This window comes from Pseudoduganella lurida, from assembly GCF_007830455.1.
GTDB lineage: Bacteria > Pseudomonadota > Gammaproteobacteria > Burkholderiales > Burkholderiaceae_D > Rugamonas > Rugamonas lurida.
The window spans coordinates 1,057,138-1,072,337 of sequence record NZ_VLLB01000001.1; the positions used below are offsets into that span (position 1 = coordinate 1,057,138).

Genomic DNA, 15,200 nt, shown 5'->3' on the forward strand with positions numbered 1-15,200 from the left:
ATCATGCTGCACTCTTCTTCTTCCGTCGCCCGTCCATCCCGCGCGTCGGCCGGCATCGTCAAGACCACCCTGAATCTGGGCGCCACGCTGGTGGCACTGGCAAGCTGCGGCCTGGCTGCGGCGGAGCCCTCCCCGGCGCTGGACCGCGCCAGCATCTCGGTCGGCGGCTTCTATGCCGAGCCGGAACTGCACGTGGGCGGCGACACCCGCTACGGCCGCGTCGACACGCCGGACGAGAAGATCGATGACGTCACCCTGCCCCGTGTAAAAGCCGAATTCCTGTTCGGCGACAGCCAGGGCCTGTCGTTCGACTACTTCCGCTACGACAAGCACTACAACCCGACGGTCTCCGGCAGCACCGAGGTCAACGGCCTGCCCGTCAGCGGCACGGCGCGCCTGGACGGCAAGCTGCAGCTGGACCTGGCCCAGCTGGCCTACAAGTGGTGGATCGGCCAGGGTGCCGACGTGTTCGGCATCGGCGTCGGCGGCGCCTACCTGCACGCCAAAGTGGGCGGCACGGCCAGCGGCACGCTGGAGGGACTGCCGGCGTATGCGAACGGCATCGAACTGAGCGGCTCGGGCTCGGCCAGCACCAGCGGCTATGCCCCGCTGCTGGAACTGGGCTGGAAGCACGCGTTCAACGACCAGTGGCGCATGTATGCCGATGCTTCCGGGGTGAAGAAGAACGGCGGCAAGCTGGAAGGCCATGTGTATGGCGGCGCGATCGGCGTGGAATGGTTCCCGGCGAAGAACGTGGGCGTGGTGCTGGACTACGGCATCCAGAAAATCAAGCTGGAACGCAATGCGGACCGCACGGCGGACCTGAACGTGCGCCTGACCGGCCCTTCGGCTTACGTGAAGTTCCGCTTCTAAGCAGCCCCGTTTTCGACAACGCCCCGTCCGGCCAGCGCGCCGCACGGGGCGTTTTGCCATGTCAGCTTCGCTGGCGCGGATTGTGTTCGGCGATCACGCGCAGGATCGAGGCAAACGGCGCCGGCTTGGCAATGTGCTCGTCGAAGCCGGAGGTCTTCACGCGGGCCAGCGTTTCGGCATCGTTATAGGCGGTCAGCGCCACGATATACGCGGACGACGCGAGCAGCTCGCGCAGCGCGCCGGCGACGAGGTAGCCATCTACCTCCGGCATATTGATGTCGAGGAAAATGATGTCCGGGTGATGGCGGGCCGCGAAGTTCAGCGCCTGCGCGCCGCCGTAGGCAACGTGCGTATCGAAGCCCTTGAACATCAGCAGTTCGGCAAGGCTGTCGGAGGCGTCGCGGTTGTCGTCGACGACGAGGATACGTGGGGAAGTAGGCATGGCCATGCGTCCGTTGGCATTTCGAGAATAGAGGCGGCGCGGGTTTGGCCGAACAGCAGGCAGCACGCAATGGTGTGGCGTACTGGCTTTGAGTTTATCACAGGCAATTTGAGCGCACTAGCGCGTGCCGTGCGGTGTTGCGCCCCCGCACATGACCGCCAATCCCGCTTGGGTCATGAGCGTGTTCTTTCATGAGCTTGTTCTTTCATGCGCTCGTTCTTTCACGGGCTATCCCTCCAGCGGATAGGGCGGCCGGCGCATCTGGAACAGCTGCTCGCGCGTGATCTCGAAATAGTCCGCCGGACCGCCGCCGCGCAGGATCGGCTGCGCGCCTGCCGTGTCGTAGATGCCGTCCCGCAGCAGGTGCTGCGCGATGTGCACGCCCACCACTTCGCCGAACACCATCCAGTTGCCGGTGCCCGCGCCGGCATGCGTCTTCAGTTCAACCAGCTGCGAGACGCGGCATTCGAACGCCACCGGCGATTCGGCCACGCGTGGCACGCCCACGATCCGTGACGGCGACGGCGTGAGCCCGGCCAGCACGAATTCATCGACCTCCGGTGGCGCCGGCGCGCAACTGACATTCATCGCTTCGGCCAGCGGCCGCGTGGCCAGGTTCCACACGAATTCGCCCGTCTCCTCGATGTTGCGCAGCGTGTCCTTGCGGCCCTGGCTGGAGAAACCGATGATGGGCGGCGTGTAGTTGAAGGCGTTGAAGAAGCTGTACGGCGCCAGGTTCAGCACCCCTGCCCCGCTGCGGCTGGCGATCCAGCCGATCGGCCGCGGCCCCACGATCGCATTGAAGGGATCGTGCGGCAGGCCATGGCCGCCGGCCGGTTCGTAGAAATAGTCGTCGTGGTTCACGTTGCACCCTGTCGCAGTCATCGCCGCAATATACTCCGTCGATGCCCAGGCTGCCCACTCAGTGCGATCCGTGCAGGCGCTGCCACTCCAGTCCGGGGCGGTCGACGCGGAACTGCAGCAGCCGGCCGTGCTCCACTTCCGTGACATAGGCCGTGCGGCCATCCGGTCCGCCGAAGCAGATGTTGCTGGGCTTCGCGCCCGGCAGCGCGATCTCGGCCAGCACCGCGCCGTCCGGTGAAAGCTTCACCACCGTCCCCTTGCCGTGACGGGTGACATACAGATTGCCGTCGATATCGGCGCGCATGCCGTCCAGCCCGAAATCATCGAAGCGCTTCACCAGGCGCTTGCCGCCCAGCGTGCCATCAGGTGCGATCGTGAACGCCCACACAGTGCGCTGCACGCTTTCGTTCACGTACAGCGTGTGCCCGTCCGGACTGACTTCGATGCCGTTGGCGGTGCCCAGGCCCTCGGCTGCCAGCGTAACGCGCCCGCCCCGGTCGATGCGCCAGATCCGGCCCGTCTCGTTCTTCCAGTCCGGATCGCTCGCATACAGCACGCCCTCGGCCGTGATGGCCAGGTCGTTCGGCTGGCTCATCGCCGGCTCCTGCGCGAAGAGGCGCGGCGTCTGCTCGCCGGGTGCGAGGCGGTAGATCGCGTGGCCGACGTAATCGGCGATGTACAGGGCACCGTCGCGGTCGAAGCGCAGGCCGTTCGGCACGGCCTTGCCGGGCAAGGCGAACAGCACGCGCGCTTCGCCCTGCGGCGTGACGATGCCGACCGTGCCCTGCCGCGCGAAATTCACCGCCAGCACATTGCCGGCACGGTCCACGGCCGGCCCTTCGATGCCGGGAGTGAAGGCGTGCGATGCCGTCAGCGGGGTGGCCACGAATAGACCGGCGGCCCACGCCGGGGACAGCATCCCGAGGCAGGCCGACAGCAGCAGATTCCACTTCATGTGGCGCATGCGGGTTTCAACGTCGAGTGACGACCGCCCGGCTTACCATTCGGTGCCCACCCGCAGGCCGAACATGCGCGGGTCGTTGTAGGCCGCCACGGTGAACGTCTGGTCCGGACCGCCGGCACCGGCCCAGGTCCTGGCACGCTTGTCGTCCAGGTTGCGCACATACAGTTCCACGTGCCAGGGGAAGCGGCTGCCCGATGCGCTGTTCAGGCGCAGCGAGGCATCCACCTGGGCATAGGCAGCCTGCGTGTCGGTCAGGTGCGCTTCATCCAGGTTACGCAGCGAGAAATAGACTTTGTCCTGCCAGCGCGCCTGGATCCACGGCGTGAGCGACCAGCCGTTCGGCAGCGTGAAGTCCTGCGAGAACGACAGGTTCATCGTGCGGCGCGGCGCATACGGCAGCGTGTTGCCGGTGACGTCGTAAGGGCGCAGCTGGGCCAGCGAAGGATCGGTGCCCGAGTAGTAGTCCGGGCACGGCGTCACGCCCTGCGCCAGGCGCGCGGCGCAGCCGATGTCGTCGCTGTAGGTCGGGTAGTCGGCCACCTTCGCGCTCAGCAGCGCCGCCGAATACGTGATGCGCGCATCGCGCCACGGCCGGTACTGGCCTTCCAGCTCCAGGCCCTTGATGTTGGCCTTGCCCACGTTCTGCGTCGACCACCAGCTGATGACGGCGTCGCAGCCTGGGTTGTCCGCCTCGCAGACGCGCTCCGTGCGGCCCACCGTGTGCTGGCCCGTCACCTGCATGTCCTTGTAGCGGCTGTAGAACGCCGTCAGCGACAGCGTCAGGCGGTCGTCCAGCAGCTTGCCCTTGTAGCCGAGTTCCAGGTTGGTGACGGTCTCCGGCTTGTACGGCAGGAAGGAGTACTGCGGGCCGGCGGGACCAGTGGCGCAGTTGTAGGCCACGCCGGTGGCGGGATTGACGTCGTTGCCGCACAGGTTGAAGCGGTCGTTGAAGCCACCCGCCTTGTAGCCGGTCGACAGCGACGTGTACAGCATGTTGCGGTTGTCGACCTGCCAGGTCAGGCCCAGGCGGCCGGTGGTCTTGCTCCAGGAATCGGCATGGTCGCTGATGGTCGAGGCGGTCGGAAAGGCGCTGCTGCCGTAGTAGGCGCCCATGCCCGGCAACAGCATGCCCGAGTTGATGCCCGTGTAGCCCGGCGTGCCCGGTGCGCCCGGCACGAGCAGGCCGTTGAAGTAGTCGGTGCCGTACGATTCCCAGAACTGGCCGTTCTGGTCCGAGCGCGAATCGCGGCTGGCGCGCACGCCGGCCGTGAAGGTCCACTTCGGCACGAACTGCCAGTCCGCCTGCGCGAACACGGCCTTCGATTCGGAGATGCGTTTCGGCTGGTGATAGAAGTTCGCATACGGGTAGCCGTCGCTGTCGTTGGCCATGAAGTCCTGGCCGTAATCGAGGCTGTTCTTCTCCTTCATGTAGAACACGCCGGCCACGTAGCGCAGCGCGCCGAAGTTCTGGCGCAGCTGCAGCTCGTGCACGTCCGACAGGAACTTCGAGCCCATCGTGTAGGTGGCGTTGTCGCGCACCGGCCAGCGGCTGCCGCCGGCCGCTGCCGTGGCGTTCACGTCCGCCTCGATGCGCTGGTAGCCGGCATCGCTGTCCTGCTGCTGGAAGCGGCGCTGGATCGCGTGGGCATAGCTGTATTCGACGTCGGTCTGCGCATTGACGTTCCAGACGAGGTTCGAGCGCAGCGTGCGGATCGACATGTCCGTCACGCCTGGCACGTTGATCGCGACGTCGTACTTGCCGCCGGTGCAGGCGTACGGCGTGCCGGCCGCCTGCTCGCAGTCCTTGATCGCAAGGTCGCCCGCATCGTTGTTCTGGAAGTTCTCGAACGAGACGAGCCACTGCAGGTTGTCCGTGATCTTCCACAGGCCGGACAGGCGCGCCGCCCACTGGTCGCGGTTGGTGTAGTAGTCGCCCTTGCCGACCTTGCGGTTCAGCCGCTGGTCGGTGTCAGGAATGCCGTCGGCCACAAAACCTTTCGATGGCATGTTCACGTCATACCTGTCCTGCGTCTGGTTGATCCAGCCATCGCGCTGCGTGCCGCTGGCGGTGAAGCGCAGCGCCATGCGCTCGTTCACCGGAATGTTCTGCACGACCGACAGCTGGCGGTGATTGTAGTTGCCGACATCGAGTTCCGCATTGCCCTCCTTACTGCCGATGACGGGCTTGTTGGGGATGATGTTGATGCTGCCGCCCGTCGAATTGCGGCCGAACAGCGTGCCCTGCGGGCCGCGCAGCACTTCCAGGCGGTCCAGGTCGAACAGCAGCGCCAGCGCGCCCTGCGGCCGTGGCGAGTAGATGCCCGCCACGTGCAGGCCGACGGCCGGATTGCCGATCTCGGTGAAGTCGGAGTTCGACACGCCCCGGATCGCGATCTGCACGCCGGAGCTGCCGTCCACCGCGCCACCCAGCTGCAGGTTGGGGATCTCGCCGGACAGCGCCTTGATGTTCACCGCACCCTGGCGCGTCAGGTCCTCCTGCGTCAGCGCCGACACGGCCACCGGGGTCTTCAGCAGCGAGGTGCTGTAGCGGGTGGCCGTCACCATCACTTCCTGGATGCCTTCGGCGGCCGGCGCCGCGGTCTCCTGCGCGAACGCGGGCGCAGCCAGCAGGGCCAGCGCGCTGGCGACGGCGGCGCTGATCAGGGTCTTGTTGCGGTTCGGATGAAGCATGGGCATTCCTCTGGTAGCGTGGACGGGAGCGTCTGGTCGGTCGAGCGGGTGCGCTGCTTGCGCTGCGGTGATTTCACAGTACCACCGGGTTCCGGCGCGGCCAAAACCGCGCTCCCGGCGCCAAAGAAAGTATTTACTTATTTGATTTGTATGGAATTATTCGGGAGGGTGGCGGGCGGTGCTTACACTTCCTTACGAAGCGTGGCGGCAGTTGGCACGGGCGTACTTGCGAGGCGGGTGGCGGATCAGATAAGTTTGCAAAAGCTTACAAAACATTACAGAGGATGTGCCGGGATTGCGACAGTGTGGAGGTGGCTCCAAGTCGCCGCATTGCTACCCGATGCGGCTCCGATGGTAAAAAACGGTGTCTGACACTGCGGAAGTCAGGCACCGGTTCTTGCGCGAGCCTGCCGATACCGCGGGCGTGCCGTACAGGGCTACTTCCCGGCCGCCCCCATCGCCCGCGACAGCGAGAACGCGGCATCGTCCTGGTCCAGCGCCCACGACATCATGCCGCCCAGCTTCCGTTCGCGCACATACGCGGCCTTTTCGCCGATCACGCGCGGGTCGTCATAGGTCCAGAAGTTGCCGTTCTCGAAGGTCCACAGCTGGCGCGTGACGGGGTGGTAGAACGTGGGCAGCTTCCGCGCGACGATCGTGCGGTATTCCTCGGCGCCTTCCTCGAAGCCGCGGCCCGGTCCTTGCGCCGGCTGGTAAAGCCCGTTGTCCGTGGCCGTCACGCCGCGCCAGCCGCGCGCATAGAACGGCACGCCCACGACGATCTTGCTGGCCGGGACCCCGGCCGCGATGAAGCGCTGCACGCCCGTCTCCACGCTGCGCGGCGCGTCGTCCTTGCTGGCAGGGTCGGGATACAGGTTGGACTGGAAGCCCGTCGGGCCCTGCGCCTTCCATGCGCCGTTGAAGTCGTAGGTCATCAGGTTGATCCAGTCCAGCGAACGGCTGTACAGCGCCGGCTCGGTGTGCTGCATCTTCTCCTGCGTGCTGTTGACGGCCGCCGTCAGCAGGTAGTGCTTGCCACTGTCCTTGCCCAGCGCATCGAGCTGGCGCCGGAACTCCTCCACCAGCAGCGTGAAGTTGCGCTTGTCCGCCGCGCCCGGGTGTTCCCAATCGAGGTCGATGCCATCGAACACGCCGGCCGCGGCACCGGGGCCGCCGTGGCCATCGAGCTTTGGCAGGTTGCCGCGTACGTACAGGTCGATGCAGGAAGCCACCAGCTCGCGACGGCCCTGTTCCGTTGCGGCACCGGCCGGGAACCAGCGGGACCATTCACCGCCGCCCAGCGCCACCAGTATCTTCAGCTGCGGATGGCGCGCCTTCAGCTGCGCCAGCTGGTTGAAGTTGCCGGCCAGCGCCTGGCCCGGCTGGTCGGCTGCGCCGCTCACCGATTCGTCGGCCGGGAAGCGGTGCGCGTAGTCGAGCGTGGCGCGCATGCCGTTGCCATCCTTGTCCGGAATGTCCCGCCCGCTGTCGCAGCGCACGCCGCCATCGGGCATCCGGTAAACCGTCTCGAAGGCATAGGCCAGGAACGTGAAACCATCGGCCGCGCCGGAGCGGTCGAACTGCTTCAGGCGGAAGCCCTTGTCGACGCTCCACGCCGTGTAGTAGGAGCCGACCTGCCGCTCGGCTGCCACGGCCGGGCCGGCAGCCAGCAGCGCTGCCGCGCACCAGAACGGCAGGCGGGCCAGGAAGGAAGGACGTTGCGTCGTGAGGTCGGTGCGCATGGGATTTCCGTTTCAGAGTTTGACGTAGATGCGCTGGCGGTCCATCGCATAGGCCACCAGCCAGCAGGCCAGCATGTAGGCGACGGCGAACAGCAGCGAGGCGAGGTACGGGTCGGCCCAGGACAGGAACACCGTCTGGAACAGCCACTGGTACAGCGAGGTACCGCCGACGTGCAGCCGCGCCAGCACGGTCACGGCAACGCTCGACAGCAGGTAGATGAACAGCGTGTTCTTGCCGAACACCTCGAAGAACGGCAGGCCGGCGCGCAGCCCCTTCAGGTCGATGAGCCACACGAGCGTGGCAAGGATGACGAGATCCCAGCCGACCGTGCACGCCACATAGGAACCCGTCCACAGCTTCTTGTTGATCGGCAGGGCCGCATCCCACGCGTACGCCACCAGCAGGCAGAGGGCACCGGCGGCCAGCATCCGCACCACGCTCCCCGTCGTGCGGCCCTGCCGCTGCAGCCACGCGATAGCCAGGTAGCCGGCCAGCACGTTGGCGATCGCCGGCAGCGTGCTCAGTATCCCTTCCGGATCGAACGGCATGCCGTCGCCGCCGTACATGTGCGGCGCGCCCAGCACAGCCAGGTCGACGGCCCGCGCCGCATTGCCGGGCAGGCTGTAGTCCCCGAACTGCCACAGCAGCCACCAGTACGCCAGCAGCACCGCGACAGCGGCCACCACTGCGCCGCGAACACCGCCGAAGCGCACGATCACGGCGGCAAGGACGTAGCACAGGCCGATCCGCTGCAGCACGCCCATGATGCGCGTGGTCGCGAACGGCATGAAGCTGCCGTCGGCCTTGAAGAAGGGGAACCAGTACAGCAGGAAGCCGCACAGGAAGATCAGGGCGCCGCGGCGGAACACGGTGCGCAGGAACTGCGCGTCCGTTTGGCCCGCGAACTTCCTCATGCTCAGGGCCAGCGCACCGCCCACCACGAACAGGAACGACGGGAACACCAGGTCCGTCAGCGTGAAGCCGTGCCAGCCCGCGTGTTCCAGAGGCGCATACTGCGTGCCCCAGCTGCCGGGTGTGTTCACGATGATCATCAGCGCCAGCGTGAGGCCGCGGAACACGTCCAGCGCCAGGTTGCGGGAGGTTGGAAGAGGTGCCATGTCAGAGCTTCAGTTTGAAATTGCGGGTATTCAGGATGGCTACCACGGCCATGACCGCGGCGGCGAACAGCAGCGAGAACAGGATGGCACCGGTACCCTGCATGAGCGCCGGCCACCAATGCAGGCCGAGAAGGCGCATCCCAGCGACCAGGATCATCGGCAGCAGGTACGTCACGAGCGGGTTCGACGCGGCCGGCTCCACCAGTGCGGTCCAGCGCGTGACACCGCGCAGCTCGATCAGCCAGTACAGCAGCACGAACAAGCCCGTGCACAAGGCGGCGCAGTACAGCGCCCACGGCGGCGTGGCGCCGATCTTCGAGACGGGATACACGCGATGCAGCAGCCACGCGCACACGGCGAGAAAACCTGCCAGCGCGGCGCCGGCCGCCAGCACCCGCGACCCCTTGTCGGCCTGCCGGTCGAAGAACAGCATCACGCACCAGGCGCCGCACAGCGCGATGGAGGTATGCGTGGCGTGCATGGCAATCACACCGTTGCCATCGACCGCCTGGCTGACGCCGAACCACAGCACGCAGGCCATCGTCGCCAGTGCCAGCACCAGCTTGCGCCCGGCGCCGGCCAGGTACACCAGGCTTGTGACCAGATACGCCCAGCCGATGCAGCCGAGGATGCCCCACCATGCCGTCGTCATCCAGAGCTGCCCGTCCGCGCCGCTGCGGTAGACGCAGGCCAGCGCCACGATGCCGGCCACGCCGATACCGCGCAGCAGCCGGTCATGCCAGGGCTGCGCGAAGCGGAACGCGCCCCAGACGAGGAAGGCGGCGGCATAGAAGCACAGCAGCCACAGGTGGATCGACATGCCCATCGCCGCCTCGTTGTAGCCTTCTTCCGCATTCACCATGAACAGGCCCAGCACGATCAGGCCGAACGCGCGCGCGGCGACCTGGCGCAGCGTCTTCCCGAACCCGTGCGTGGCGACCGAGCGGTTCAGGCCGAACGGAATCGACATGCCCACCACGTACAGGAAGGCAGGAAAGACGAAGTCGGCCAGGCCCATGCCATCGACCGTGGCTGCCACGTGCTTCAGGCCGGGCGGCACGCCGCTGGCGCCGGACAGCGCATTCACGAACAGCATGACGAAGAACGTGAGCCCGCGCAGGGCATCGATGGAGACGATCCGTTGACGGGGCAGGACGGGGAGCGAGGGCATGGACGGAACGCTTCGGCAAGTGATGGCTCGACCGTAGCATGGGCGGCGCGGGCGGGCAACGCAGCGATCATTGCCGGCCACGGGACGCCATGCTCGTCATGTTTTCCCTAAGCCATTGATTTTCCTGATGTTCCAAAAATCCGCGTCCGACAGGGGCTTACGTTTCTTTACAGAGCACCCGCCCTGCGCGACGCCGCGCTTCAAAAAGCCCGTGCTATACTCGTTGCACCATGTTTCCCGCAAGTATCATGCGACGTCTTTTCGTCGCGTTCCTCATCCTGCTGCTGCCGTTCACCGCGTTCGCGGACGTCTACCCTTCGCCTTCCCTGCCGGCTGCCGTCAGCATCGACAGCGGCAACACGCACGCGGGCACTTCGTCCGCCCCGGCCTGCGACACGGAATGCGATGACGAGGTGGGCGAGCCGCCATCGGCCGATCCGCCCGAAACCGTGTACCCGGCTCCCACCAGCATCATCCCGCCTGCCGCCGTTACCACGGCGTTCGCGCACGCGCCGCTCCGTTTCCCCAACCCCTCGTATCCGCCGCTGAAACCGCCGCCCGCGCCTTGACGCGGCGGCAGCCATCGTCCACCGACTTGGGTGCGGCGTTCGGCGAGCCGGCTCCTTTCTTTCGCGCCCGGCCCCATCGGGCCGCGCGGCGCCATGCGTGCGCCGCACAAAAAACCGTTTTCACTTCAAAGGAAATACAAATGGAATGGCTCATGGACCCCACCATCTGGGTCGGCCTGCTCACCCTGATCGTCCTGGAAATCGTGCTGGGCATCGACAACCTGATCTTCATCGCCATCCTGGCCGACAAGCTGCCACCGCACCAGCGCGACAAGGCGCGCATGCTGGGCCTCACCCTGGCGATGGCGATGCGCCTTGGCCTGCTGACGATCGTCTCCTGGCTCGTCACCCTCACCTCGCCGCTGTTTTCGGTCGGCCCGCTCAGCTTCTCCGGGCGCGACCTGATCCTGCTGTTCGGCGGCCTGTTCTTGTTATTCAAAGCGACGGTCGAACTGCACGAGCGCCTGGAAGGCGTCGAACACGCGCACACCGAATCGAAGGTGTACGCCAGCTTTGCCGCCGTCGTCGCCCAGATCGTCGTGCTCGATGCCGTGTTCTCCCTCGATGCCGTGATCACGGCTGTCGGCATGGTCGACGAGCTTGGCGTGATGATGGCCGCCGTCGTGATCTCGATCGGCGTCATGATGCTCGCGTCGAAGCCTCTGACCCGTTTCGTCAACGGCCACCCGACCGTCGTCGTGCTGTGCCTGAGCTTCCTCCTGATGATCGGCCTGAGTCTCATCGCCGAGGGCCTGGGCTTCCATATCCCGAAGGGCTACCTGTACGCGGCGATCGGCTTCTCGGTCGTGATCGAGACGCTGAACCAGTTCGCGCGCCGGAACTTCCTCAAGAACCAGGCGCGCGTGCCGTTCCGCGACCGCACCGCCGGTGCCGTGCTGCGCCTGCTGGGCAGCCGCCGTCACCGACCGGCCGTCGACGCGGCGGCCGATGCCGAACCGGTCGAGGAAGAGACGTTTGCCGTCGAGGAGCGCAATATGGTCAGCGGCGTGCTGACGCTGGCCGACCGGTCGATCCGCTCGGTGATGACGCCACGCAGCGAGATGTCGTGGGTGAACCTGGACGACGAACCGGCCGCCATCCTGCAGCAGCTGCACGCCACGCCGCATGGCCTGCTGCCCGTGTGCCGCGGCCAGCTCGATCACCTTGTCGGCATCGCCCGTACCAAGGACCTGATGGGCGCCCTGCTGCTGCATGGCCGGATCGACGACGCTCCCGACACGGGCCCGCTGCGCGCACCCATCGTGCTGCCCGAAACGGCCGGGGTATTGAAGGCGATGGAAACGCTCAAGCAGTCGCATGGCCAGCTGGTGCTGATCACGGACGAATACGGCACCGTGCAGGGCCTGCTCACGCCCGTCGATATCCTGGAAGCGATCGCCGGCGAATTCCCGGACGAGGACGAGCAGCTGGCCGTGCGTCCGCGCGAAGCGGGCGTGTGGGAAGCCGACGGCACGGCCGACCTGCACCAGCTCGAACAGGTGCTGGAGACGGACGGCCTGGTCACCGAAGGTACGGACTACACATCGCTGGCCGGCTTCCTGCTGGCCCGCTTCGAGGCGCTGCCCGCCGTGGGCGAGGCGGTCGAGGTCGATGGCCTGCGGTACGAGATCCTGGCCGTCGACGAGCGCCGCATCGCGCGGGTGCTGATCCGGCGCATCACCGTGGAGGCGCCGGAACCGGCCGCGTAACGCGGATCAGGGCCGCGCCGAATACAGCGCGTGGTGCGTCAGGATGAACAGCGTGCGCCCGTCCGCGCCGCCGAACAGCAGCTGCAGGGGGCGGGCCGGCACGTCGATGCGCCCCGTCGGCTGGCCGTCCGCGCCGTAGATGAACACCTGGCCGTTGGCGACGTACAGCTTGCCGTCCGGGCCCACGGCCACGCTTTCGCCGCCCCGGTCGGCCACTTCGCGCAGGTCCGTCAGCGCGCCGCCCTGGCCCAGCAGGCCGCTCATCGTCACGTTGCGGGAGGCGTTGGTGAACACCACGCGCTCGCCCATCTTGCCGTAGACGAAGCCGTGCGTATCGAGCGTGTCGGACCAGCGGTAGCCCAGGTGGTCGAGCGAACCCTGGCGCGTTACGCGGAAGGCAGGCAGCACCAGGCTGCCGTCGGGCGACACGTACTCGCGCGTCTTCGGCTGCGCCGCGGCGGTCGAGAAGATGTCGGCCAGCGTGGTGAATTCGTAGGTGTCCGGATTGATCTGGTCGCGGAACTCGCCGTTGGCCCAGAAGTTCACCGGCAGCGCGACTCTGGCCTTCGGCTTCGCGCCCGCCGGCGTCGGCTTGATGACGGAGACCACGGCACCCGGCACGCCCGGCTTGAGCGTGTACACGGTGGCTTCCTTGCCGCTCGAGGACAGCACCATCAGGTTGTCGCTGCCGTCGACGGCGAGATTGATGGGGCTGAGCGGCGCATCGGCCACCGTCTTCAGGCCCTCGCCCTGCAGGTAGCTGTAGATGTGGTGGAAGTGCCGGTCGATGAAGTACAGGCGGCCCTTCGAATCGACGGCCGCGCCGGCGATGGAATAGAAGCCGTCTTCCAGCTTCTCCACCTTGCCGGCCGGCGGGTTCAGCGCCGCCGTCTGCCTGCCCGTGTAGTCGAACACGGAGAACATCCGCTCGCGTACCTCCAGGCCGTGGGTCACGTCCTTGATGGCGTTCTCGTACGGGTACTTCGAGGCGCGCAGGTCCGTCGTGCAGCCGTTCTCGTCGCAGGTGGGGAAGCCGCTCTCGCCGTTCACCGACACGTTGCGGAAGCGGATGCCGGTGGAATTGGTGATCTTTGCCGCGGCCGGTGCCGGCTTGATCGAGCGCGTCACGCGGTAGGCATGGTAGTTGGCCAGCAGGATGTTCTTCGAGTTGCGGATATCGAAGGACACCGAGTCGGCGCCGTCATGCACTTCCTCTTCCGTCTGCGGCGCATGGAACTCCCAGTTCTCCACGCCGTCCAGCACCACCTCTTTGCGGATGTGGTGCTCGGCCGAGAGCTCGTACACGCGGCCGCGCGTCTTCGTGTTGGTCACGTACAGGCCGGCCTGGGCATGGCCGTTCGGCGTCCAGATGCCCGTGAACGTGCCGCCGCCACCATCCGTCACCCAGATGCTGGGGTACTGGCGGTCCCACCAGGCGGCCGTGTCGATATGGCCGCCGCCTTGCGTTGCGCTCCCCTTTGCGCCCGCGCCCAGCGCGCCATGGCCCCAGGAATGGATGCGGATATCGTCGACGAGCGACTTCGCGCCGGCACGCCACAGCAGCGCCACCGCGCGGTTGTTGATTTCACCGGTGGCCAGGCCGATGCCCGTCACGACGGCATCGCCGCCCCGCGCGCTTTCGATCATGGCCTTCGGCGTGTCGGTGCCCTGGAACAGCGGCGAGCCGTTCGGCAGCACGAGGCGCGTCAGGCCCGGGTGCAGCCCGACCAGTACCGTGTCCGGCTTCAGGCGCAGCGTGTCGTTGAGGAGATAGGTCCCCAGCGGCAGGTACACCGTGCGGCGGCTGTCGATCGCCTTCTGCAGCGCCGCCGTGTCGTCGGCCACGCCATCGCCCTTCGCGCCGAAGCTGCGCGCATTGGCCCAGTCGCGCGTGGCCGGCAGCGCGCGCAGGATGCGTTCGCCGGTCCGCCTGGCGGTGAAGCTGGAGGTCTTGTAGTTGGTGTCGAACGACCCCGGTTCGCCCAGCGCCGTCACCTTCAGGCCGTGATTGAATTCGCCCACCTGGTAGCTGCCGCCCGCACCCGCCACGTCCTTGCCGCTGTCGCGGAAGTGGGCGAACACGGGCACGTTGCGCGCGCTGACCCGCTCGAAACCGATCTGGTTGTAGACGCTGCGCTCGTTGCTGATGATGACACCGGCCTTCGACACGTTCTCGAAGTGCACGTCCGCGCCCCACAGCGAATCGCCCCAGCCGCGGCTCACCTCGATGCCGACGGGCGTGTTGCGGATCTCCGTGTTGCCCAGCGTGAGCGACGCCTCGTTCTCGCGGATGGCCGCATCGCGCTGGCCGTCGAACTGCGAGTCGAGCAGCGTGAACTGCCATGCCGGCGACGTCTTCTCGGCCAGGATGCCGTAGCGGCCGCCGAAGAAGCGCAGGTTGTAGGCGATATTGCCGACCTGGTAGATGCCGGTCAGCCCGGAACCCATGCGGAAGTCGATGTGCGACAGGTTCGAATGCTGCGCCGTGTGCATGCGCACCCCGCTGGCGGCAGGATTGCCCTCGCCCACTTCGAAATCGACGTTCGACAGCGCCGTGTAGAAGGTCGACGAATTGGCGTCGCGCACCGCCTTGCCGGGCTCCGTGCTGAACGGTCGCGCATCCGGCACGGGCATCGCCACCCGGCCCACCTTGTAGGTATCGGTGCCCGTGAAGATCACCATGCTGGCCACGCCCTTCTGGTAGCCGGGCGTGTTCGCGCCCAGCACCAGCACGGGCCGCGTCTTGCCGATGCCGTACACGCGCACGGCCAGCGGCACCAGGATGCTGCGCGTGACCCGGTAGCGGCCGGACGGCAGGAACACGATGCCGCCTTCGCCATTGTTGGCGGCGCTGTCGATGGCGCGCTGCAGGGCGTCGCTGTCATCGGCTACGCCATCGCCCGCCCCTTTCACGACGATGGCACGGGCATCTTCCGGCATGGTCTGGTAGGCCGACACGGATGCCGGCGGTGCCGCGTGGGTGATGCCTGCGCCGAGCAGCGCGGCCGAGGCAAGTGCGAACAGCTTGATGGAACGGTAAGTCAATGGTGTCTCCT

Annotated in this window: 11 protein-coding genes; 3 read left to right on the forward strand and 8 right to left on the reverse strand. The window is 66.9% G+C overall.

The genetic code is table 11. The features are described from left to right. Positions 1-3 precede the first annotated feature (3 nt). Complete coding sequence (locus IP91_RS04530) at positions 4-873, forward strand: hypothetical protein (RefSeq protein ID WP_229473864.1); 870 nt, start codon at positions 4-6, stop codon at positions 871-873. Positions 874-934: 61 nt separating this feature from the next. On the opposite strand, the gene IP91_RS04535 is transcribed toward IP91_RS04530, so the two are convergent. From IP91_RS04535 to IP91_RS04565, 7 genes are all read right to left on the reverse strand, one after another. Next, complete coding sequence (locus IP91_RS04535) at positions 935-1,315, reverse strand: response regulator (protein WP_158643082.1); 381 nt, start codon at positions 1,313-1,315, stop codon at positions 935-937. 228 nt (positions 1,316-1,543) lie between these two features. Further along, positions 1,544-2,200 (reverse strand): flavin reductase family protein, encoded by a 657-nt coding sequence (locus IP91_RS04540; protein WP_199754479.1) that lies wholly within the window; start codon positions 2,198-2,200, stop codon positions 1,544-1,546. Between the two features lie 37 nt (positions 2,201-2,237). Then, complete coding sequence (locus IP91_RS04545) at positions 2,238-3,134, reverse strand: SMP-30/gluconolactonase/LRE family protein (RefSeq protein WP_145648024.1); 897 nt, start codon at positions 3,132-3,134, stop codon at positions 2,238-2,240. A gap of 42 nt (positions 3,135-3,176) precedes the next feature. Further along, positions 3,177-5,834, reverse strand: a complete 2,658-nt coding sequence (locus IP91_RS04550; protein ID WP_145647552.1) for a TonB-dependent receptor — start codon at positions 5,832-5,834, stop codon at positions 3,177-3,179. Between the two features lie 437 nt (positions 5,835-6,271). Beyond that, on the reverse strand, positions 6,272-7,576 hold the full coding sequence (locus IP91_RS04555) for a glycoside hydrolase family 18 protein (RefSeq protein ID WP_145647553.1): 1,305 nt from the start codon (positions 7,574-7,576) through the stop codon (positions 6,272-6,274). Positions 7,577-7,588: 12 nt separating this feature from the next. After that, positions 7,589-8,695: an acyltransferase family protein gene (locus IP91_RS04560; RefSeq protein WP_145647554.1), complete on the reverse strand. Its 1,107-nt coding sequence runs from the start codon at positions 8,693-8,695 to the stop codon at positions 7,589-7,591. A 1-nt stretch (position 8,696) separates the two neighbouring features. Continuing rightward, on the reverse strand, positions 8,697-9,866 hold the full coding sequence (locus tag IP91_RS04565) for a DUF5009 domain-containing protein (protein ID WP_145647555.1): 1,170 nt from the start codon (positions 9,864-9,866) through the stop codon (positions 8,697-8,699). A 248-nt stretch (positions 9,867-10,114) separates the two neighbouring features. On the opposite strand from IP91_RS04565, the gene IP91_RS04570 reads away from it, so the two are divergent. Next, a complete protein-coding gene (locus tag IP91_RS04570) occupies positions 10,115-10,435 on the forward strand; it encodes a hypothetical protein (protein ID WP_145647556.1) in 321 nt (106 codons plus the stop codon). Between the two features lie 140 nt (positions 10,436-10,575). After that, on the forward strand, positions 10,576-12,144 hold the full coding sequence (locus tag IP91_RS04575; RefSeq protein ID WP_145647557.1) for a TerC family protein: 1,569 nt from the start codon (positions 10,576-10,578) through the stop codon (positions 12,142-12,144). A gap of 6 nt (positions 12,145-12,150) precedes the next feature. On the opposite strand, the gene IP91_RS04580 is transcribed toward IP91_RS04575, so the two are convergent. Beyond that, positions 12,151-15,189, reverse strand: a complete 3,039-nt coding sequence (locus IP91_RS04580; RefSeq protein WP_145647558.1) for a glycosyl hydrolase family 28-related protein — start codon at positions 15,187-15,189, stop codon at positions 12,151-12,153. Between the last annotated feature and the right edge of the window lie 11 nt (positions 15,190-15,200).